16 protein-coding genes and 2 pseudogenes are annotated in these 21,194 nt (G+C 68.5%); 14 read left to right on the top strand and 4 right to left on the bottom strand.

Going from position 1 to position 21,194, the window contains the following annotated elements; all coding sequences use genetic code 11:
- Positions 1–41: 41 nt before the first annotated feature.
- A complete protein-coding gene (locus IEY88_RS20730; protein WP_189156427.1) occupies positions 42–1,355 on the bottom strand; it encodes a salicylate synthase in 1,314 nt (437 codons plus the stop codon).
- Positions 1,356–1,628: 273 nt separating this feature from the next.
- On the opposite strand from IEY88_RS20730, the gene IEY88_RS20725 reads away from it, so the two are divergent.
- From IEY88_RS20725 to IEY88_RS20715, 3 genes are read left to right on the top strand one after another with little or no spacing between them, the layout of a single operon-like run.
- Complete coding sequence (locus tag IEY88_RS20725) at positions 1,629–1,931, top strand: YbaB/EbfC family nucleoid-associated protein (protein WP_189156655.1); 303 nt, start codon at positions 1,629–1,631, stop codon at positions 1,929–1,931.
- A 34-nt stretch (positions 1,932–1,965) separates the two neighbouring features.
- Positions 1,966–2,574, top strand: a complete 609-nt coding sequence (recR, locus tag IEY88_RS20720; protein ID WP_189156426.1) for a recombination mediator RecR — start codon at positions 1,966–1,968, stop codon at positions 2,572–2,574.
- 41 nt (positions 2,575–2,615) lie between these two features.
- Complete coding sequence (locus IEY88_RS20715) at positions 2,616–3,092, top strand: uridine kinase family protein (RefSeq protein ID WP_229693580.1); 477 nt, start codon at positions 2,616–2,618, stop codon at positions 3,090–3,092.
- On the opposite strand, the gene IEY88_RS20710 is transcribed toward IEY88_RS20715, so the two are convergent.
- On the bottom strand, positions 3,068–6,349 hold the full coding sequence (locus tag IEY88_RS20710; protein WP_189156425.1) for an AfsR/SARP family transcriptional regulator: 3,282 nt from the start codon (positions 6,347–6,349) through the stop codon (positions 3,068–3,070). The two genes, IEY88_RS20715 and IEY88_RS20710, sit on opposite strands and share 25 nt — an antisense overlap.
- 216 nt (positions 6,350–6,565) lie before the next feature.
- Here IEY88_RS20710 and IEY88_RS20705 point away from each other — a divergent pair, with 216 nt between their 5' ends.
- The 6 genes from IEY88_RS20705 to IEY88_RS20680 all read left to right on the top strand — a co-directional run bounded on the left by IEY88_RS20705 (position 6,566) and on the right by IEY88_RS20680 (position 12,985).
- Positions 6,566–8,245, top strand: a complete 1,680-nt coding sequence (locus IEY88_RS20705; RefSeq protein ID WP_189156424.1) for an ABC transporter substrate-binding protein — start codon at positions 6,566–6,568, stop codon at positions 8,243–8,245.
- A 42-nt stretch (positions 8,246–8,287) separates the two neighbouring features.
- On the top strand, positions 8,288–9,292 hold the full coding sequence (locus tag IEY88_RS20700; protein WP_189156423.1) for an ABC transporter permease: 1,005 nt from the start codon (positions 8,288–8,290) through the stop codon (positions 9,290–9,292).
- Positions 9,293–9,297: 5 nt separating this feature from the next.
- The gene (locus IEY88_RS20695; RefSeq protein WP_189156422.1) at positions 9,298–10,221 is read left to right on the top strand and encodes an ABC transporter permease; all 924 of its coding nucleotides are present in this window, start codon (positions 9,298–9,300) and stop codon (positions 10,219–10,221) included.
- Between the two features lie 6 nt (positions 10,222–10,227).
- Positions 10,228–11,226 (top strand): ABC transporter ATP-binding protein, encoded by a 999-nt coding sequence (locus IEY88_RS20690; protein ID WP_189156421.1) that lies wholly within the window; start codon positions 10,228–10,230, stop codon positions 11,224–11,226.
- Complete coding sequence (locus IEY88_RS20685; protein ID WP_189156420.1) at positions 11,223–12,326, top strand: ABC transporter ATP-binding protein; 1,104 nt, start codon at positions 11,223–11,225, stop codon at positions 12,324–12,326. The genes IEY88_RS20690 and IEY88_RS20685 overlap by 4 nt, the downstream gene beginning before the upstream one ends.
- A 77-nt stretch (positions 12,327–12,403) precedes the next feature.
- Positions 12,404–12,985 carry a TetR/AcrR family transcriptional regulator gene (locus IEY88_RS20680; protein ID WP_189156419.1) on the top strand — a complete coding sequence of 194 codons (582 nt, stop codon included), beginning with the start codon at positions 12,404–12,406 and terminating at the stop codon, positions 12,983–12,985.
- Positions 12,986–13,005: 20 nt separating this feature from the next.
- On the opposite strand, the pseudogene IEY88_RS20675 reads toward IEY88_RS20680, so the two are convergent.
- A pseudogene (locus tag IEY88_RS20675) lies at positions 13,006–13,425 on the bottom strand (DedA family protein); the annotation flags it as partial.
- Between the two features lie 83 nt (positions 13,426–13,508).
- Between IEY88_RS20675 and IEY88_RS20670 the strand changes: the two are divergent.
- From IEY88_RS20670 to IEY88_RS20660, 3 genes and pseudogenes are all read left to right on the top strand, one after another.
- On the top strand, positions 13,509–14,195 hold the full coding sequence (locus IEY88_RS20670) for a DUF4184 family protein (protein ID WP_189156418.1): 687 nt from the start codon (positions 13,509–13,511) through the stop codon (positions 14,193–14,195).
- A 93-nt stretch (positions 14,196–14,288) separates the two neighbouring features.
- Positions 14,289–15,857: a discoidin domain-containing protein gene (locus tag IEY88_RS45285; RefSeq protein ID WP_189156417.1), complete on the top strand. Its 1,569-nt coding sequence runs from the start codon at positions 14,289–14,291 to the stop codon at positions 15,855–15,857.
- A 28-nt stretch (positions 15,858–15,885) separates the two neighbouring features.
- Positions 15,886–17,090, top strand: a pseudogene (locus IEY88_RS20660) (MFS transporter); the annotation flags it as partial.
- An 881-nt stretch (positions 17,091–17,971) separates the two neighbouring features.
- On the opposite strand, the gene leuA reads toward IEY88_RS20660, so the two are convergent.
- Positions 17,972–19,798, bottom strand: coding sequence for a 2-isopropylmalate synthase (gene leuA / locus IEY88_RS20650; RefSeq protein ID WP_189156414.1), 1,827 nt, complete (start codon positions 19,796–19,798; stop codon positions 17,972–17,974).
- 697 nt (positions 19,799–20,495) lie between these two features.
- Here leuA and IEY88_RS20645 point away from each other — a divergent pair.
- Together IEY88_RS20645 and IEY88_RS20640 are read left to right on the top strand one after the other, a co-directional pair.
- Complete coding sequence (locus IEY88_RS20645) at positions 20,496–20,792, top strand: hypothetical protein (protein WP_189156413.1); 297 nt, start codon at positions 20,496–20,498, stop codon at positions 20,790–20,792.
- A gap of 18 nt (positions 20,793–20,810) precedes the next feature.
- Positions 20,811–21,098 carry a hypothetical protein gene (locus IEY88_RS20640; protein WP_189156412.1) on the top strand — a complete coding sequence of 96 codons (288 nt, stop codon included), beginning with the start codon at positions 20,811–20,813 and terminating at the stop codon, positions 21,096–21,098.
- Positions 21,099–21,194 lie beyond the last annotated feature (96 nt).

Raw genomic sequence — 21,194 nt, 5'->3', positions numbered from 1 at the left:
CCCCCACCGTGAACGGAGGGTGCGTCGTCTTGTGCGAATGGTCAGGCGGGCACGACGAACGGCGCGACCGAACCCAGCTTCTCGCAGGTCTCCTCGAACTCGCGGTCCGGCGTCGAGTCGACCACGATGCCCGCGCCCGCGCGCAGCCACGCGTGGTCGCCCTCCTGGTACACCGCGCGCAGCACGAGTGCGGCGTCGAGCGAGCCGTCGGCGTCGATCGCGACGACCGCGCCCGAGTAGAGACCGCGGCTGCCGTCCATGCGGGCGATCGCGTCCAGCGACTCGCGCTTCGGGATGCCCGACGCGGTCACCGCGGGGAACACCGCCTCCAGCGCGTCCCACGCCGACCGGTCCTCGGCCAGGTCGCCGTTGACGAGCGAGGCGAGGTGCTGCACGGAACCCCGCTCCTTGATCCCCATGAAGTCGCCGACGTGCACGGACTCCGGCTTGCAGATGCGGCGCAGCTCCTCCTGCGCGGTCCGCACGGAGACGGCGTGCTCGAAGACCTCCTTCGGGTCGTTCTCGAGCTCGTGGCGTGCCGCCGCGTCCAGCGCGGTACCGCGGCCGAAAGCACGGGTACCCGCCAACGGCTGCGTGACGACGTGGCCCGCACCGTCGACCGACACGACGATCTCGGGGCTGAAGCCCGCGGCCTCGGCACCGTCCAGACGCAGCACGAACGACCTCGCCGGGGTGTTGCCGCGGCGGCCGAGCTCGTAGGTGGCCACGATGTCGACCGGGAACGGGATGTGCACCGACCGCGACAGGATGACCTTCTGGTACTGGCCCTGGCGGATCTCCTTGACCGCCTGCGCGACCCGTTCGCGGTAGTTGGCGTTGTCGGCCGTGATGTCGACCGCGGAGGCCTGCCCGGCGTCCAGCTCGACGTCGGCGATCAGCAGGTCGCGCACCCGCACGCGGTCCGCGACGTCGACACCGCGGACCACGGCCGCGCCCTCGTCCAGCGTCACCTCGACCCGCGGCACGATCAGCCTGACGACCTCGCCGTCGGGGGACGCGGCACCGCGCAGGGCCAGTCCCGGCACCAGCGAGGCGAACCCGAAGTTGACCCGGCCGTACGCCCGCCAGTCGGAGATCGGCAGTTCCGCGAGCGCCTCGCGCAGCGCCTGGCCCGGCGAGCCCGACCACGACCGCTCGGTCACCTCGCCGTCCGCCTCGACCCGGACCCGCCCCGCGTCGAGCGTCACCGTCGCGAGCGCACCACCGGCGAACGTCCAGGTGCCCGCGCGCTCGTAGACGACGTAGTCGTCGAATCCGGACCGAGCCAGCCGAGCTACCAGGTCCAGCGGATCCGCCGACCCCGTCGCGATCTCTTCACGGTCGTACTCGGTCACACCTACTCCTCGTCCTTGGGCGCCGGTTCTCGGCGTTGGCCGGCCGGGCAGGCCATAACCAAGGCGATCCTAACCTAACTAAGGAGACCCTCTACAGGTCCGAATGACCGGACAGGGCCAGATAGATCACACCCCGCCGACCCGGGCTCCGGCGTCTCGACCTGCTCGGAGGGTCCGACAAGACCGGAAACCGAGCCCGTAGGCTGGACGCGATCCACGAAAGCCCGTGAACACCCACCGAGAGGACCAGCGGTGCAACCCGGTCAGTTCGACATGCAGGCCCTGCTCCAGCAGGCCCAGTCCATGCAGCAGCAGATGGCAGAAGCCCAGCAGCAGCTGGCCGAAACGCAGATCACCGGCAACGCGGGCAACGGCCTGGTCACCGCCACGGTCACCGGCGGCGGCGAACTGGTGAACCTGGCCATCGACCCGAAGATCGTGGACCCGGAGGACGTGGACACCCTCCAGGACCTGGTGATCGCCGCGATCAAGGACGCCAACGCCAAGGCGCAGGAGCTCGTGGAGCAGAAGCTCGGCCCGCTGGCCCAGGGCGGCCTCGGCGGACTGCTGGGCTGAGTGGTCCGCGACAGCCAAGAGATCGGTTGACCAGATGTACGAGGGCCCGGTACAGGACCTGATCGACGAGCTGGGCAGACTTCCCGGCGTAGGCCCGAAGAGCGCGCAGCGGATCGCCTTCCACCTCCTCGCGACGGAGCCGGCCGACATCGAGCGGCTCCAGCAGGCACTCCAGAAGGTCAAGGAGGGCGTCGTCTTCTGCGACGTCTGCGGCAACGTCTCGGCCGAGACCACCTGCCGCATCTGCCGGGACCCGAAGCGGGACCTGGCGCTGGTCTGCGTGGTCGAGGAGCCCAAGGACGTCCAGGCGATCGAGCGCACCAGGGAGTTCAAGGGGCGCTACCACGTCCTGGGCGGCGCGCTCGACCCGTTGAGCGGGGTCGGCCCCGACCAGCTCCGGATCCGGCAGCTGCTCAACCGGATCGGCACTCCCACCGGCGGTGTCGACATCTCCGAGGTCATCATCGCCACGGACCCGAACACCGAGGGCGAGGCCACGGCCACCTACCTCGTCAGGATGCTCAGGGACTTCCCGGGCCTCTCCGTGACGCGCCTGGCCAGCGGCCTGCCGATGGGCGGCGACCTGGAGTTCGCGGACGAGCTGACGCTGGGGCGTGCGCTATCTGGTCGCCGCAGCATGTAGCGACGGCCCCACCGCGGCTGGGCGGCACCCGCCTGGTCGCGGTGGACGGCCCGTCGGGCGCGGGCAAGTCGACGTTCGCGCGAAACCTGGCGGCCGAACTCGACGCCCAGCTCATCAGCACCGACCACTTCGCCACGTGGGACGACCCGACGACGAAGTGGTGGCCGCGGCTCCAGAACGCCCTCGACGAGGTCGCCCGGGGAAACGAGGGCAGGTACCGGAAAACCGACTGGTCCCAAGGCTTTCCGTGCGTCGAACAGGGCGACGAGGTGATCCTCACTCCACAAAGGACCATCATCCTGGAGGGCTTCTCCTCGGCCAGGAAAGCGAACACCCGCCTGAGCCTCGCGATCTTCGTCGACCACGAGGACGAGCGAGAACGCCTGGAACGCGCGGTCGCCAGAGACGGCGAACACCAACGCGAGCACTTCGTCCGTTGGCAGCAGTACGAAAGAGGCTGGTTCGCGGTCGACGAGACCAAGGCCAGGGCTGACTACGTTGTCACGTCAAGCAGTTGAGCCTGCACCACCGAAGCCTCAGGCGTCCCGATCGCGCTGAACACCTCGAGTGACCTGGACCAGTAGGACCGGGCGGAGGCAGCGTCCCCGAGCACGAACGACGCGTCGCCGGCCAGTTGCAGGGACCGCCCGAACACCCACCGGTGCCCGGAGTCCGAACCGACCGAGGCCGCCCGCAGAGCGCAGTCCAACGCGCCGGCGGCATCCGAGGTGTCGAGGTGGGTGCGCCCCAGCACGAGCAACGCCTCCATCTCGGCCAGCCGGAACTGCGACTTGCCGGCCTCGACCAGCGCCGCGGTGGCCGTCGCCACGGCTTCCTCGTACCGGCCGACCGCGCGGTAGGACGAGGCCAGGCCGCGACGGGCCGAGCAGATGCCCCACGAGTAGCCGGTCTCCACCCCGATCGCCAGCGCGGACGAGAACTGCTCGAGCGCCTCCTCGTACCGGCCGCCACCCTCCAGAGCCCGGCCGAGCAGGTTCTGCGCGTCGCAGACGCTCTTCACGTTCTCCAGGTCCTGCGCGATCTGCATCGCGGCGGCCGCCTCCACAGCGGCCTCCTCGTACCGGCCGCGCATGATCAGCGTGATGGCCATGCCCTCGTGCATGGTGTGGCCGAAGTTGCGGGCGGCCGCACGTTCGTACAGCTCCCGTGCGCGCCCGAAGTAGTCCTCGCCGAGGTCCGGCTTGCCGCGCCACGCCTGCACCTCGCCCAACGCGCGCATCGAGTTCGCCTGCAGGATCCACGAGTCGAGGCGCTTGCCGTCCTCCAGCGCCTCCTCGAACGTCAACGCGGCCTGGTCGAGCTGTCCGAGCTGCATGTAGACGCCGCCGAGGTTGAACAGCGCGTTCGCCAGCAACTGGGGCGCGCCCACGCGGCGGGCGATCACCAGGGCGCGTTCCAGGTGGGCGGCCGCGTGTTCGAGCTCGCCGAGGTCGATGTAGACGCTGCCCGCGTTGGACAGCACGGCGGCCTCGGCGGCGGGCAGGTCGACGTGCTCCTGCAGGACGATGGCCTGCTGGTAGTAACCGAGCGCGTTGCGGTGCTGCCCGGTCACCCAGTACAGCGTGCCCAGGGAGGACAGCATCGCGAGCTGGCCGAGTTCGTCACGGGGTGCGCGTGCCCCGAGCAACCCGGCCTTGGCCGTCTCCCGCCATTCCGCCGTCAGCGACTGCGTGTAGAAGTAGCCGCGCAGGGCATCGGCCAGCTGCCACGGCGAGTTGTCCGGATCGCGCTCCACGGCGTGCGCCACCAGCGCGACCAGGTTCGCCCGTTCGACGTCGAGCCAGGTCAGGGCCTCGGTGGAGGTGCTGAACGTGCGTGGCACCACGCCGTCGAGCGGGGCGGGGCGCGGGAAGCGGAACAGCGTCGACTTCATCGCCGAGGTGGCGTTGTCGACCGAGCGCACCGCCCAGTCGAGCAACCGCCGCAACGCGAGCCGCGAGTCCGCGCGGCCCTCCTCGAACGCCAGGCGCTCGGCCGCGTAGTCGCGCAGCAGGTCGTGGAACTGGTAGCGGGACGGCGCGTGGTTCGAGATCAGGTTCGCGGTGGCCAGGCGGTCTAGTCGCCGGCGGGCGTCCTGAGTGGTCAGCCCCGACAGCGCGGCGGCCATCTCCGGCGTGAAGTCCGTGCCGGGGACCAGCGACAGCAACCGGAACATCTGCGCGAGCTCGGGCTTCAACGCCGTGTAGGACAGGTCGAACGCCGCGTGCACCGCGACCCGTTCGTCGCCCTCGACGGCCAGCGCGGCGAGCCGGTTGCCCGCCCGCAGCTCCTCCACGTAGTCCGCGATGGACAGCTCGGGGCGCGACACGATGTTCGCGGCTGCGATACGCAAAGCCAATGGCAGATGCGCGCAGAGGTCCGCCAGCTCCAGCGCCGCGTCCTCTTGGGACGCCACCTCCTCGGCGCCGAGGATGCCCGCGAGGAGCGACTTCGTCTCGTGCCAGTCGAGCACGTCGAGCCGCACGTTGGACGCCGCGTGCGAGACGGCCAGACCGCGCAACGTGTCGCGCGAGGTCACCAGCACCGCGCACCCCGGCGAACCGGGCAGCAGCGGACGGATCTGCTCGGCGGAGGAGGCGTTGTCCAGCAGCAGCAGCAGGACGCGCTGGCCGGTCAGGGTGGACCGGAACATCGCCTCCTGCTCGTCCTGGTCCAGCGGCACCTGGTCGGGCTCGGTGCCCAGGGCGCGCAGGAACCGCGGCAGCACGTCGACGGCGCTCAACGGCGGGCCGGGGGCGTATCCGCGCAGGTTGACGTACAGCTGGCCGTCCGCGAAGTCCGCCCGCATCCGGTGCGCCGCGTGCACGGCCAGCGCCGTCTTGCCGACGCCCGGCGGCCCGGCCAGCGTCACGACCGGCACGCCCTGCGCGGTCCGCAGCAAGGCCACGATCAGCGACACGGCCTCGTCTCTGCCGACGAAGTCGGGGATGTCCGCGGGCAGCTGCGACGGCACGACCCGTTCGGGCTTCGAGGCCACCGCGGGCGCGCCGGCCGACGCCGTGACCGCGTCGATCGACCCGGACAGCACCTGGCCGTGCACACGCCGCAGCTCGTCGCCGGGGTCGATGCCCAGCTCATCACCCAGCAGCCGGGAAACGCGCTGGTAGGCGGCCAGCGCCTCGCTCTGCCGGCCCGAGCGGTACAGCGCCACCATCAGCTGCGCCCAGAACCGTTCGCGCAACGGGTGTTCGCTGGTCAGGCGCGACAGCTCCGCGACGAGCTCCCCGTGCCGGCCCAGTTCGAGGTCGACCTCGACCCGGCGTTCCAGCACGTGCAGGCGGCGTTCGTCGAGCCGCGGCACCTCGTCGCGGTGCAGGACCTCCGACGGCACGTCGACCAGGGCCGGACCCCGCCACAGGCCGAGCGCGGCGGCGAACGCGGCCGAGGCGGCCTGGAGGTTCCCGGCGGCGCGCTCCTGCTCGCCCTGGTCGATCAGGGGTTCGAAGCGCATCAGGTCGATGGTCTTCTCGTCGACGTCGATCAGGTACCCGTCGGGCACGGTCCGGATCGGCACGGACGGTCCGAGCAGCTGTCTGAGACGCATCACATATGTCTGGAGTGTCGCGCGTGCCCGAGCGGGTGGATCTTCACCCCACACGTTGGCGGCGAGCTCGTCCACGGACACCGACGTGCCCGCGCGCAGCAGCAACGACACCAGCAGCGCGCGCTGCCTGCCCGCTCTGACCAGCAGAGGTTCGGTGTCGAGGAGGACCTGGAGGGGGCCGAGCACGCGGAACTCGACCAGTTTGCTCATGGGACCTCCTCCGCGTGTCGTTGTCGTTTCTACAGCCTAGGAGAGCGTCCGATGCATCTGCCGTGCTCACGTTGGGTCAGCGGCCGTGCGCCGGACGTATCAGAATGCCTGGTCTAGTGGCCGGATCGTGACCTGAGTAACCCCGGACGGGGTATCTACAACGGTTATGGTCGGCGACCACACCGTGAGATGTGCGGATTGTCCAAGGGGTGTTTGATGGTCCACTCAGTAACGGCTCGCCGCCGTTGGGTCGCCGCGATCGGCTTCCTCAGCGTCAGCGCGCTCGCCCTGTCCGGTTGCGCGCAATCCCAGCGCGACTCAGGCGGCGGCGGCAAGGAAGGCGGGACGCTGACCTTCGGCGCCGCCGGCGCGCCGAAGCTCTTCGACCCGTTCTACGCGACTGACGGCGAGACCTTCCGGGTCTCACGCCAGATGTTCGAGGGCCTGGTCGGCTTCAAGCCGGGTACCGCCGAGGTCGAGCCCGCGCTCGCCACGAAGTACGAGCCCTCCGCGGACGGCAAGACGTGGACGTTCACCCTCAAGGAGGGCGTGAAGTTCCACGACGACACGGCCTTCAACGCCGAGGCCGTCTGCTTCAACTTCAACCGCTGGTACAACCAGAAGGGCGCCGGCACGAGTGACGCCGTCTCCCAGTACTGGCTGGACAACTTCGGCGGCTTCGCGAGCACGCCGGACAAGCCCTCCCTGTTCAAGTCCTGCACGGCCAAGGACGCCAAGACCGCAGTGGTCGAGCTGAACGAGGTCACCTCGCAGTTCCCGTCGGTCCTCGGCTTCACGTCGTTCTCCATCTCCAGCCCCGACGCGCTGAAGAAGTACGACGCGGACAACGTCCAGGCCGCCGGTGACGCGTTCACCTACCCGGCCTACGCGAACGAGCACCCGACCGGCACGGGCCCGTTCAAGTTCAGCAAGTACGACAAGGCCAACAACACCGTGGAGCTCGTGAAGAACGACGCCTACCACGGCACGAAGGCCAAGCTGGACAAGGTGATCTTCAAGATCATCCCGGACGAGACCGCCCGCAAGCAGGCGCTCAAGGCCGGCGACATCGACGGGTACGACCTGCCGAACGCGGCGGACTGGGCCGGTCTGAAGACCGACGGCTTCAACGTCGCGATCCGTCCGGCGTTCAACGTGTTCTACCTGGGCATCAACCAGAAGAACAACCCGAAGCTCGCCGACCTGAAGGTCCGCCAGGCCCTGCAGTACGCGATCAACCGCGAGCAGCTGGTCAAGTCGCAGCTGCCCGAGGGCGCCAAGGTCGCGACGCAGTTCATGCCGGACACCGTCAACGGCTACAACAAGGACCTCAAGCCCGTCGCGTACGACGCCGCCAAGGCGAAGTCGCTGCTGGCCGAGGCCGGTGCGACCGACCTGACGCTGAAGTTCTACTGGCCGTCCGAGGTCACGCGTCCGTACATGCCGTCCCCGAAGGACCTGTTCGGCGCGATCTCCACGGACCTGCAGGCCGCCGGCATCAAGATCGATGTCGTCACCAAGCCGTGGAACGGTGGCTACCTCACCGACGTCGACAACGGCATCCCGGACCTGTTCCTCCTGGGCTGGACCGGTGACAACGGCACCGCGCACAACTGGGTCGGCACGTTCTTCGGCCGCACCGACAACCGCTTCAACACGGGTGTCTCCCCGTGGGGCGCCACCCTCGCGGCGGACCTGGCCAAGGCCAACTCCGAGCCCAACGAGGCCAACCGCACGAAGCTGTACGAAGAGATCAACAAGAAGATCATGGAAGAGGACCTTCCCGCGATCCCGATCTCGCACTCCCCGCCCGCGCTGGTGTTCAAGTCGGACGTCAAGGGCCTCGTTCCCAGCCCGCTGACCGACGAGAAGTTCGGCCCTGTCTCCAAGGGCTGAGTCGGCTAGCTCCCACCACAAGAGAACAACGGGGTAGCTCAAGTGCTCCGCTACACCATTCGACGGCTGGTTCAGCTGGTCGGCGTGGTGCTGGTGCTCTCGCTGCTGCTCTTCGCGTGGATGCGATCTCTCCCAGGAGGGCCGGTTTCGGCCCTCCTGGGAGAGCGCGCTACGCCGGAGTCGCGTGAAGCCCTCACCAAGCAGCTAGGCCTCGATCAGCCGATCTTCGTCCAGTACTTCAAGTTCCTCGGGCGCGCGGCGTCCGGCGACTTCGGCGTCTCCACCGGTGTCCAGCCCGGTGACTCGGCGCTCGACATCTTCCTCCAGCGGTTCCCCGCGACGATCGAGCTCAGCTTCTTCGCGATCGTGATCGCGATCGCCGTCGGCGTCCCGCTCGGGTACCTCGCGGCCAAGCGCCGCGGCGGCTGGTTCGACAACTTCAGCGTCATCGGTTCGCTCATCGGTGTCGCCGTGCCGGTGTTCTTCCTGGCCTACGTGCTCAAGGACGTGGCCTCCGACGCTCTCGGTCTGCCGTCCTTCGGCCGCCAGGGCGACATCGACGCCACCCGCGTCACCGGCTTCTTCACCCTCGACGGCCTGCTCACCGGTGAGTTCGACGCGACGCTCGACGCGTTGGAGCACCTGATCCTGCCGGCGATCGCGCTCGCCACGATCCCGTTCGCGGTGATCTTCCGGATCACCAGGGCGGCCGTGCTCGACGTGCTCGACGAGGACTTCGTGCGCACCGCCGAGTCGAAGGGCCTCACCGCACCGGTGATCCGTCGCCGGCACGTGCTGCGGAACTCGATGCTCCCGGTCGTCACGACGATCGGTCTGCAGACCGGTGCGCTGCTGTCCGGCGCGGTGCTCACGGAGAAGGTGTTCGTGATCCCCGGGGTCGGCCAGGCTCTCGCCATCGGGTTCGAACGGCGTGACTACCCGGTCCTGCTGCTGCTGATCATCATGGCGACCATCGTCTACGTCGTGGTCAACCTGCTGGTCGACCTCTCGTACGCGCTCATCGACCCGCGCATCAGGACGAGGTGAGCGCAGTGGCACTCGGAGTCTCCAAGAAGGAAAAGATCGACGGCCTCGCCGACACCGCGGGCGTCTCGCTCGCGGCCAGCGCGTGGAAGCGGCTCAAGCGCAGCCCGGTGTTCCTCATCGGCGCGACGATCATCGGCATCTTCGTCGTCCTGTCGGTGCTCGCACCGTGGCTCGCCCCGCACGACCCCGCCGACAAGATGCTGATCGAGCAGGTAGTCAAGGCGCGCAACGAGATCCCGCCCGCTCAGCCCGGCCACCTCCTCGGTGGTGACCTGCAGGGCCGCGACTTCTTCTCGCGCCTGCTGGTCGGCTCGCAGCAGACGTTGATCGTCGGTGTCGGCGCGACGCTGATCGGTCTCACCGGCGGCCTGATCCTGGGCACGCTCGCGGGCGCGATCGGCGGCTGGGTCGACTCGATCGTCATGCGGCTCGTCGACGTCATGCTGTCGCTGCCGTCGCTGCTGCTGGCGTTCTCGATCGCGGCGATGTTCGCGCGGCCCAGCCAGTTCACGGTGATCCTCGCGGTCGCGATCGTGCAGATCCCCGTGTTCGCGCGGTTGCTCAGGGGCTCGATGCTCGCGCAACGGCACAGCGACCACGTGCTGGCGGCGACGGCTCTCGGTGTGAAGAAGGGCGCGATCGTGTTCCGGCACATGCTGCCGAACTCGCTCAGCCCGGTGATCGTGCAGTCCACGCTCGTCCTGGCCACGGCGATCATCGAGGCGGCCGCGCTGTCGTTCCTCGGTCTCGGCAACCCGGACGACCGGATCCCGGAGTGGGGGCAGATGCTCGGCGACGTGCAGAACGTCTTCGACACGCATCCGCACCTCGCCGCGTGGCCCGCGGTCTGCATCATCATCGTCGCGCTCGGCTTCACGCTCATGGGCGAGACCCTGCGCGAAGCCCTCGACCCGAAGAACAGGCGGTGAGTCGTCGTGGCACTGCTCGAAGTACGTGACCTCTCCGTCGTGTTCCAGCGCAAGGGCGAGGAACCGTTCCGCGCGGTCGACGGCGTCAGCTTCGACGTCGAGCCCGGCCAGACCGTCGGTCTGGTCGGCGAGTCGGGCTGCGGCAAGTCCGTGACATCGTTGGCGATCATGGGTCTGCTGCCCAAGCGCGGCGCCACCGTCACCGGCACCGTCACCTACGACGGCACGGACCTGCTGAAGCTGTCGGACAAGCAGATGCGCGACAAGCGCGGCAGCGAGCTCGGCATGGTCTTCCAGGACCCGCTGTCGTCGCTCAACCCCGTCGTCCCGATCGGCCTGCAGGTCACCGAGGTGCTCGAACGGCACCGCGGCATGCCCCGCAAGGAAGCCATGATCGAGGCGAAGGACCTGCTCGACAAGGTCGGCATCCCCGACCCGAACCGCCGGCTCAAGGAGTACCCGCACCAGCTCTCCGGCGGCATGCGGCAGCGCGCGCTCATCGCGATCGCGCTGGCGTGCCGGCCGAAGCTGCTGATCGCGGACGAGCCGACGACGGCGCTGGACGTGACCATCCAGGCCCAGATCCTGTCGCTGATGAAGGAACTGGTGCAGGACCTCGGCACCGCGCTCGTGATGATCACCCACGACCTGGGTGTCGTCGCGGGCCTGTGCGACGAGGTGAACGTGCTGTACGGCGGCAAGGTGGTCGAGAAGGCCATGCGGCACAAGCTCTTCGCCGAGCCGCGCCACCCGTACACGCACGGCCTGCTCGCGTCCATCCCGCGCCTCGACGCGGCTCCCGGCGAGAAGCTCACGCCGATCAGGGGGTCCGTCGCGGACAACATCCCGTGGACGAGCGCCTGCGCGTTCGCCCCGAGGTGCCCGAACGCGCTGGACGTCTGCGTCCAGGTCACGCCGCCGGAGGAAGACCAGCTGGGTCGCCTGCTCCGCTGCCACAACCCGGTCGTGCCGGGAACTCCCGCCGCCGAGGAGGTGCCGGTATGAGCGAGACCCTGGTTTCCGTCCAGGACATGAAGGTGCACTTCCCGATCAAGCGGGGCGTGTTCATGGACCGCACCGTCGGCTACGTCTACGCGGTCGACGGCATCGACCTCGAGATCAAGCGCGGCGAGACGTACGGCCTCGTCGGCGAGTCGGGCTGCGGCAAGTCCACCCTCGGGCGGGCGATGCTGCGGCTCAACGAGCCGACCGCGGGCAGGATGGTGTTCGACGGGCAGGACTTCTCCGCGCTCAAGGGCGAGGAGCTGCGCAAGATGCGGCGCCGGATCCAGATGGTGTTCCAGGACCCGCTGTCCTCTTTGGACCCGCGCCAGTCCGTGGAGTCGATCCTGGTCGAGGGCCTGCGGGCGCACGACCTGGACGAGGGCAAGGAGTCCACGGCGAAGCGGCTGCGCGAGCTGCTGTCCGCCGTCGGTCTGCCGTCCACCGCGCTGCGCAAGTACCCGCACGAGTTCTCGGGCGGTCAGCGCCAGCGCATCGGCATCGCGAGGGCCCTCGCGCTCAACCCGGACCTGATCGTCGCCGACGAGCCGGTGTCCGCGCTGGACGTGTCGGTGCAGGCCCAGGTCGTGAACCTGCTGGAGGAGCTCCAGGAGCAGTTCGGCCTGACCTACCTGGTGATCGCGCACGACCTCGCCGTCGTGAAGCACATCTCCGACCGCGTCGGCGTGATGTACCTGGGCGGCCTGGTCGAGGAGGCCACCGCCGAGGACCTCTACGCCGAGCCGCTGCACCCGTACACGCGGGCGCTGCTGTCGGCGATCCCGGTGCCGGACCCCGTCATCGAGGACCGGCGTGAGCGGATCCTGCTCGCGGGCGACCTCCCGTCGCCCGCGAACCCGCCCAGCGGCTGCCGGTTCCACACCCGGTGCCCGTGGCGGCAGGCGACTCGTTGTGACACCGACCGTCCGGTGCTCCGGGAGCTCAAGCCGGGGCACAAGGTGGCGTGCCACTACGCCGAGCAGATCCAGTCCGGCGAGATCCAGCCGCACGAGGTGAAGCCGATCCTGGTGGAGGAGGGCGACGGCCTGTCGCCCGACATCCCGCTCGTCGGGCCTGCCTCGGTCACCGAGGCGCTGAGCTGACGGTTTTTCGTGCGAACGGGGTCACCTTTCGAGGTGGCCCCGTTCGTTTCTCCAGGACGTTGCGCTGTCCTCGTGCGATGGACAGTCGTGGCTCGATCCTCCTGCGTGCGGCGGAGATCGCCTCGGTCGACGGCCTGGAAGGCGTCACGATCGGGCGGCTCGCGATCGAGCTCGGCATGAGCAAGAGCGGGGTCTTCTCGCACTTCGGCGCCAAGGAAGAACTGCAGATCTCGGCCGTGCACGCCGCCGCCGAGATCTTCGCGCGCGAGGTCGTGATGCCGGGCGGGTCGGTGCTGGACCTGGCCGACCGCTGGCTCGACTACTCGAAACGCCGCGTGTTCCCCGGTGGCTGCTTCTTCGTCGTCACGCGCTCGGAGTTCGCCGCCAGACCGGGCCGGGTGCGCGACGCGCTGATGCTCTTCAACCTGCGCTGGATCTCACTGCTGGAGCGGCTCTGCGGCGACGCCCAGATGGCGTTCGAGGTGGACGCCCTGCTGACGGCCGCGGACCGGTTCGCGGTGCTCTACGACGACGCCTCGGCGTACGAGAGAGTGCGGTTGGCGTTGCGCGCACGGATCGCCATGCCGACCGGGATGGAGAGGAGCGTGGCGACGCCGAACGACAACAGCATCGCGAGCCACGCCTCGTCGACGAGCTGACCGCCGATGTACCCGACGGTGGCGGGGTAGAGGCTCCACAACGCGGACCCGACCGCCGCGACCGGCACGAACCGCCGCAGCGGCCACTTGAGAGCCCCCGTCAGCAACGCTCCGACGATGCCGCCGGCAGGCAGGAACCGCGCCGCGATGAGGATCGTCTCGCCCTTGGTCGCGAGCTGGTCCGCCGTCCACACGACCATCGCCCGCGCCCTGGCGTTCTTGTTGACCTTGTCGAGGGCGCGCATGCCCATCCGGCGCCCTGCGGTAAAGTTGATCAAGTCGCTGACCAGGCAGCCGACCGCGGCGACGAGCACCACCAGGTAGAGCGGCACCTCACCGGACGCGGCCAGGACGCCGGCACCGATCAGCACGGCCTCCGTCGGTGCCAACGGCACGACGGCGACCAGGAACAGCACTACGAGGCTGGCTGCGGTGCTCATGATCGGTGAACGTACGTGACCCGGGTGAACAATCCCGACCTGGGTGTTTCTTCAGCGCGCCCACAGGTAACTAGCCTGAGGTCGTGCCCTTTACGCTGGCGCACCCGGCCGCGGTGCTCCCGTTGCGCCGGTGGTTCTGGTTCCCCGGACTGGTTGCGGGCTCGGTCGCGCCCGACCTCGGGTACTACCTGCCGGTCCTGTCGACCCACGGGGTCCTCGGCGGATCCGTTGCCGCCGTGGTGTTGCTGCTCGCCGGACGCCTGCTGCTGCCGTCGCTGATGGCGCCGGCGCCCGCGTTCGTGCGGGCACGGGTGTCGCGTCCGGGAGACTTCCGCCGGCCGTTCGTGCGCGCGGTGTCCGTTGTGGCGGGAGTGCTCACGCATCTGCTGTGGGACGCCTTCACGCAGACCGGCGGGTGGTTCGTGCAGCGGTGGGACTGGCTGGACCTGTCCGTCGCCGGACCCCACCGGCTCTACAACGTGATCGGGTACGTGTCGTCGCTCGGCGGCATGGCGCTGCTGGTCTGGATGGCCGCCCGCTGTCCGAAAGGGCACACCTGGCCGACGTGGACGGGGCGTGCGCGGTACTGGATCTGGGCGCTCGCCGGAGCCTGCGCGGTGGCCGGTGCGGTGTGGTCGTTGGCCGATCCGGTCAGCCAAGTCAGCCTCTACGACTGGGTCCGGCGCCTCCTGCTGGGTGTGATCCAGGGCATGTCCGTGGCGGTTGTCGTGCACGCCGCTCTGTGGCACCTCGGCGGCGCACGGCGTTGACGTGCCTCTTTGGCCGTCATTAGCGTCCCACTTCAATTGGGAAGCTTGTTAACCAATCCTTCGAGCCGCCGCCCTTTGCCCAGGAGGAACGAAGTGGTCAAAAAGCACACCAGAGCTGGTGTCGCCATAGCCCTGCTCGCGCTCGTGGTCCCCCAGATCGCGGCGTCCGGCACGGCCAACGCGGCTGATTCCCTGCTGTCCGCCAACAAACCCACCACCGTCTCGTCCGTCGAGGCCGAGACCTTCGGCGGCGCCAACGCCGTCGACGGGGACTCGGCCACGCGCTGGGCGAGCCTCGAGGGCGTCGATCCGCAGTGGATCGCCGTCGACCTCGGTGGCACGGCCGCCGTCACCAAGATCAAGATCAACTGGGAGGCGGCCTACGCCTCCGAGTACAAGATCCAGACGTCGGCCGACGGTTCGTCGTGGAGCACCAAGAAGACCCTCACCGGTCAGAACGGCGGCATCGACGAGACGAGCGTGACCGCGTCGGGCCGCTACGTGCGGATCTACGGCACCAAGCGCGGCACGAGCTACGGCTACTCGATCTTCGACCTGGAGGTCTGGGGCAGCGGCTCGGGTGTCGATCCGACGCCGCCGACCGCGCCCGCCGGTCTCACCGCGACCGGCACGACGTCGAGCTCGGTCAGCCTGCAGTGGACCGCCGCGACCGACAACGTCGGCGTGACCGGCTACGACGTCCTGCGCAACGGCAGCGTCGTGGGCACCCCGACGGGCACCACGTTCACCGACACGGGCCTCGCGTCCGGCACGGCGTTCACCTACACCGTCAAGGCCCGTGACGCGGCCGGCAACCTCGGCCCGGCGAGCAACTCGGTGCAGGCGACCACCCTGCCCCCCGCTCCCGGCGACACCATCACGATCGTCGCCGCCGGTGACATCGCGTCGCTGACCAACACCGAGCACTACGAGACGGCGAAGCTGATCGACCAGATCAAGCCGAACCACGTGCTCACGGTCGGCGACAACCAGTACGACAGCGGCACGCTCGCCGAGTTCAAGGCCCACTACGACAAGTCGTGGGGCCGCTACAAGAGCATCACCCACCCCGCGACCGGCAACCACGAGTGGGAGGACAACCTCAACGGGTACAAGTCCTACTTCGGCGCCCAGGCCTACCCGCAGGGCAAGCCGTACTACAGCTGGGAGGCCGGCGACTTCCACTTCGTCTCGTTCGACTCCCAGAAGATGTACGACACGGGTGCCGACTCGACGCAGATGGCCTGGCTGAAGGCCGACCTCGCCGCGAACACCAAGGCGTGCGTCGTCGGTTACTGGCACCACCCGCGCTTCAACTCGGGTGAGTACGGCGACAAGTCGAAGATGACGACGGTGTGGAACGCGTTCGCGGACGCCAAGGCCGACCTGGTGCTCAGCGGTCACGACCACCACTACGAGCGCCTCCAGCCGCTCAGCAAGAGCGGTTCGGTCGACGTGGCCAACGGCATGCGCTCGGCGATCATCGGCATCGGCGGCGACTACCTCTACGAGAACGTCAAGCCTCGTGCGGGCGTGGAGAAGTGGTTCGCGGACTCGCACGGCGTCGTGAAGTTCACCCTGTCCGGTCGCTCCTACTCGTGGGAGGTCATCGACACCGCGGGCAGGGTGCGCGATAAGGCCGGTCCTTACAACTGTCGCTAGCCAGTCCGGCTGTTGATCGGAGGCCGTCGTGTACATCGCAACCGCCAGACAAGCTCCGGCTTCGGGTGGCACCGGCAGGATCGCGGGAAACGTCCTCGCACTGGGCGCGGTGTCCCTGCTCACCGACGTCTCGTCCGAGATGGTCACCGCCATCCTGCCGCTGTACTTAGTGCTGGGGCTGGGGTTCTCCCCGCTGCAGTTCGGTGTGCTCGACGGCATCTACACCGGTGTGACAGCACTCGTCCGCGTTGCCGGCGGTCACGCTGCGGACCGCTGGCAACGGCGCAAGTTCGTCGCCGGACTCGGGTACGGGATCTCGGCGCTGGGCAAGCTCGGCCTGCTCGCCGCCGGGACCTCGGCCACCGCGATGGGGCTCGTGCTGGCCGGGGACCGGACCGGCAAGGGCTTGCGCACCGCGCCGAGGGACGCGCTGATCACGTTGAGCAGCGAGCCCTCGGCGCTCGGACGGGCCTTCGGTGTCCACCGGGCCATGGACACCGTCGGCGCGTTCCTCGGCCCACTGCTGGCGTTCTGTCTGCTGTGGACGCTGCCGGCCCGCTACGACGTGGTGTTCGTGGTGAGCTTCTGCTTCGCGGCAGTGGGTTTTCTCGTTCTCGTGCTGTTCGTGCGTGATCACCGGGACGTGCTGCCACGCGTCGCGGTGTCGCTGCGATCGGCGTTCGGGTTGTTGCGGTCCAGGCCGTTCCGGCGGGTCTGCCTGGTCGCGTGCGGGCTCGGGTTCCTGACGCTCGGCGACGGGTTCATCTACCTGTTGCTGCAGAAGAAGCTCAACGTCGAGGTCGCCTACATCGCACTGCTGCCCCTCGGTACGGCCGGCGTGTACCTGCTCGCCGCCGTGCCGCTCGGGTCACTGGCCGATCGCGTGGGCCGGTGGAAGATCTTCCTGGTCGGGCATCTCGCGCTGCTCGGCGCGTACGTGCTGCTCGCCGGTGTTTCCGGGATCTCTTTGCTGGTCGGGGTTCTGGTGCTGCACGGGCTGTTCTACGCGTGCACCGACGGCGTGCTGATGGCCGTCGCCGGGCCGATGATCCCCGACGAACTGCGCACGTCCGGCCTGGCCCTGCTGCAGACCGGGCAGGTGCTGGCCCGTGCTTGTTCCTCGGTTCTCTTCGGCGCTCTTTGGACGTGGTTCGCTTGGTGAGGATCCTGATCGTCGTTGCCGCCGTGATCGCGCTGGGTGCGGGCGCCACCGCCTACGCCCTGCGCGCTCCGGACGCTGTCTCGGTCGCGGTGGAGGCCGGTCCGGTCGAGTTGTCGTCCGGGCGGTTGATGTTCGTGGACGAGGTGAGCGGACGCGTCGCCTCGGTGCCGTTGGCTGATCCGTCCGGACCGCGGCGGGTGAGTTCGTTGTCCTGCAAGCGCTTCTTCGCCTCTGGCGGACAGGGGCTGTGCCTCGCGGACGCCTCCGGTCCGTTGCCCGGCGCCACCGCCGTGTTCGTCGATCGCGGGCTGGCCGAACGGCGGCGCGTGGAGGTCGACGGCGTGCCCAACCGCGCGAAGCTGTCGGCGGACGGGCGGATGGCGTCGTGGACGACGTTCGTCACCGGCGACTCGTACGCGCAGGCCGGCACGTTCTCCACCCGCACCGCGATCTTCGACCAGCAGACCGAGGCCTACGCCAGCAACATCGAGGGCACCAGCGTGTCAGGCATGAAGACGGTCAACGACATGAACTGGTGGGGCGTCACGTTCGCCCCGGACGACCGCACGTACTACGCGACCCTCAGCACCGGCGGGAAGACGTACCTCGTGCAGGGCGACGCGGTGGACGAGTCGGCGAAACCGTTGCGGGAGAACGCCGAATGCCCGTCGCTCTCACCGGACGGCAAGCGCGTGGCGTTCAAGAAGCGTGTCGCTGGAGATGGTGTGCGGCCGTGGCGGCAGCACGTGCTGGATCTGACCACGATGGTGGAGACACCCCTGGCCGAGACGCGTGGGATCGACGACCAGGTCGTGTGGCTCGACAACGACACCATCGCCTACGGCTTGCCGGGTGAGGGCATCTGGGCCGTGCGGGCGAACGGGGAGGGCGCGCCGCGGCAACTGGTGCCGCACGCGTCCTCCCCGTCCGTTGTTCTTGGCCAGGCCAAGGGTTAACGCTGTGCCCGGTTGATGGCGCTCACGATCGCGCGGAAGCTCGCGGCGACCGTGGACGAGTCGATGCCCACGCCCCACAACACGCGGTCGCCTACCGCGCATTCGACGTAGGCGGCCGCGCGGGCGTCGTCACCGGCGGACAGCGCGTGCTCGGCGTAGTCCAGCACCCGCACGTCGTAGCCGACTGAGGCGAGGGCGTCGACGAACGCGGCGATCGGCCCGTTGCCCGAGCCCGTGATCTCCTGCTGGTCGCCGTCGATCATCAGCGTCGCGGTGATCTCCTCGCGGCCGCTGCCGTCCGACGACGCGCGGTGCTTCAGCAGGTACAGCGGCACCCGGCCGTGCAGGTACTCCTCCGCGAAGGCGTCCCACATCTCCTTCGGGTTGATCTCGCCGCCCTGCGAGTCGGTGACCTCCTGGATCACCTTCGAGAACTCGATCTGCAGGCGCCGCGGCAGGTCCAGGTGGTGCTCCTGCTTCATCAGGTACGCCACACCGCCCTTGCCGGACTGCGAGTTGACCCGGATGACGGCCTCGTAGTTGCGGCCGACGTCCTTCGGGTCGATCGGCAGGTACGGGACCTCCCACTCGAAGTCGTCGACGTGCTGGCCCGCGTCCTTGGCGTCGGCCTCCAGGGCCTCGAAGCCCTTCTTGATCGCGTCCTGGTGGCTGCCGGAGAACGCGGTGAACACCAGGTCGCCGCCGTACGGGTGGCGCTCGGGGACCGGCAGCTGGTTGCAGTACTCGACCGTGCGGCGGACCTCGTCGATGTCGCTGAAGTCGATCTGCGGGTCGATGCCCTGGCTGAACATGTTCATGGCCAGCGTGACCAGGCAGACGTTGCCGGTGCGCTCACCGTTGCCGAACAGGCAGCCCTCGATGCGGTCCGCGCCCGCCAGGTAGCCCAGTTCCGCGGCCGCCACGCCGGTGCCCCGGTCGTTGTGCGGGTGCAGGCTCAGGATGATGGCCTCGCGGTTGGCGAGGTTGCGGGACATCCACTCGATGCTGTCCGCGTAGACGTTCGGGGTGGCCATCTCGACCGTGGCCGGCAGGTTGATGATCAGCGGCTTTTCGGGCGTGGGTGCGATGACTTCCTGGACCGCGTTGCAGACTTCCAGCGCGTAGCTCAGTTCGGTGCCCGTGTAGGACTCCGGGGAGTACTCGTAGCGGAAGTCGGTCTCCGGGTAGTGCTGTTCTTGCTGCTTCGCGAACTTCGCTGCGTCCACGGCGATCTTCTTGATGCCGTCGCGGTCGCTGCGGAACACCACGCGGCGCTGCAGGATCGACGTCGAGTTGTAGAAGTGGACGATCGCCTTATTCGCTCCGCGGAGGGACTCGAACGTCCTCGCGATCAGTTCCTCGCGGCACTGGGTCAGGACCTGGATCGTGACGTCGTCCGGGACGGCGCCGTCCTCGATGATCTCCCTGACGAAGTCGAAGTCGGTTTGGGACGCGGCAGGGAAACCTACCTCGATCTCCTTGAAGCCCATGCGGACCAGCAGGTCGAACATCTTGCGCTTGCGGGCCGGGGACATCGGGTCGATCAGGGCCTGGTTGCCGTCACGCAGGTCCACGGCGCACCAGAGAGGGGCGGTTTTTGTGGTTTTCGTCGGCCAGGTGCGGTCTGGGACGTCGACTACCTCTACCAGCTCGTGGAACGGGCGGTAGCGGTGGAACGGCATGCTGCTGCCCAGTTGGCGGTTCCACGATTGCTGGGTGTCTGGGGCGGGGCGGGAGGGCTTGCGGATTCGGCTGGTGCCTGAGGAGTAGGCGTCTGCCGAGTCGACGCTCGGAGTGGTGGTGAAGGCCTCGTCGGAGGTCATGTCGGGGGTGCTCCTGCGGGTCGTTTTACGGGAACGACCGGCGGCAACGCTGAAGCCCGCGACGGGGGGCCGGTCTGATCAGACCCCGTCACGGCAGCGAAGCAGGAGGGAACGCCACACGTCGGACAGAGTAGTCACATGGTGGGGGTTGATGGAACTTGACGACCGGATCGTGGGACAGGCGTGGCTGTCAGACCCTCTGAGTAGGTTGAGATGTAGGGGTCCTGAAGGCGGGGGGACGCCTGCGTCAGCGTGGTTCCGTTGCGGGCGGCCTGGTTGCGGTTGCGTGCTCCCCCTGGGGGCGCTGCCCCCAGACCCCCGGCAATCTGATCAGGGGGCCAGCGCTGCCCGTAGGTAGATGGCACGCCTGTTGCTTTGAGCGGCTGCCGGTTTCGTAGTTTGGTGGCGTCGGCGGTGGGGTCCCATCACGAGCCGAGCCAAGAGCGGGCCACACGTGAGGAGGGGTGTCAAGCGGACGAAAAGCGTGTCCGCTTGACACCCCTCCTCACGTGCAGCAAGAGCTATGGCGCGACTCGTGATGGGACCCCACCGCCCAGTGCGCTTGCTAAGGGCGAAAGACAAGGACTGGACTGCTCGCCTGCGGCATCGCTTGGTCTGGCTTCTCGTTCGCGCATGCGTTTGCGAAGCAGGTCAACTTGCAAGTTTTGGCCTGCTCGGATCTGGGAAAAGTTCACGTATGGCCAGATTACGTACTTCCAGTGGCCGCGGCACGGCTTCGCGCGTGATCAGCGGCATCGGTGTTGTCTTCGCCCTCATTGAGGTGCTGTTCATCTTGATGAACGTGTTGGGCGCGAACGCAGCGAACGCGTTCTACAGGTTCATCCAGTCCCTAGCCGAGCCTCTGGCGCTGTTCTTCCCCGGTCTCTTCCAGACGGGGAACTTCAACCTCGACGTCTTCCTCAACTACGGTCTCGCCGCCGTGTTCTGGCTGGTCGTGACTGGTTTGATTGCGCGTGCGGTGTCGCGCTACTGAGTAGTAGATTCCGGCGGTATGCGGACGCGTGTCGTTGGTCTTGCCGCCGGGGTCGTCAGTTGGGTCGGCCTTGCGCTGGCGGTGGTGCTCGTCGTTCACGTCGTGCTCACCGTCGGCGGGGCCAACCCCGGCAACGTCATCACCAGCACGGTCGCGGCTGTGGCGGAGCCGGTGGCGTTGGCGTTCAAGGACCTGTTCAGTCCCTCTGACGCCAAGTTGCGGGTGATCGTCAACTTCGGGTTGGCCGCGTTGTTCTGGCTTGGCGTTCGAGCGATCGTCCTTAAGCTTGTTAGGCGCCTGAACTAGGTTCGTCTCATGGCGCGCGACGACTTTTGCAACAGCTGTGGCACTCAGTACGCCGAGACGGCCGCGTACCCGCGTAGGTGCGGTGGCTGTGGGCAC

Source organism: Lentzea pudingi, from assembly GCF_014646255.1.
Lineage (GTDB): Bacteria > Actinomycetota > Actinomycetes > Mycobacteriales > Pseudonocardiaceae > Lentzea > Lentzea pudingi.
This window is presented reverse-complemented; position numbering and strand designations above follow the sequence as displayed.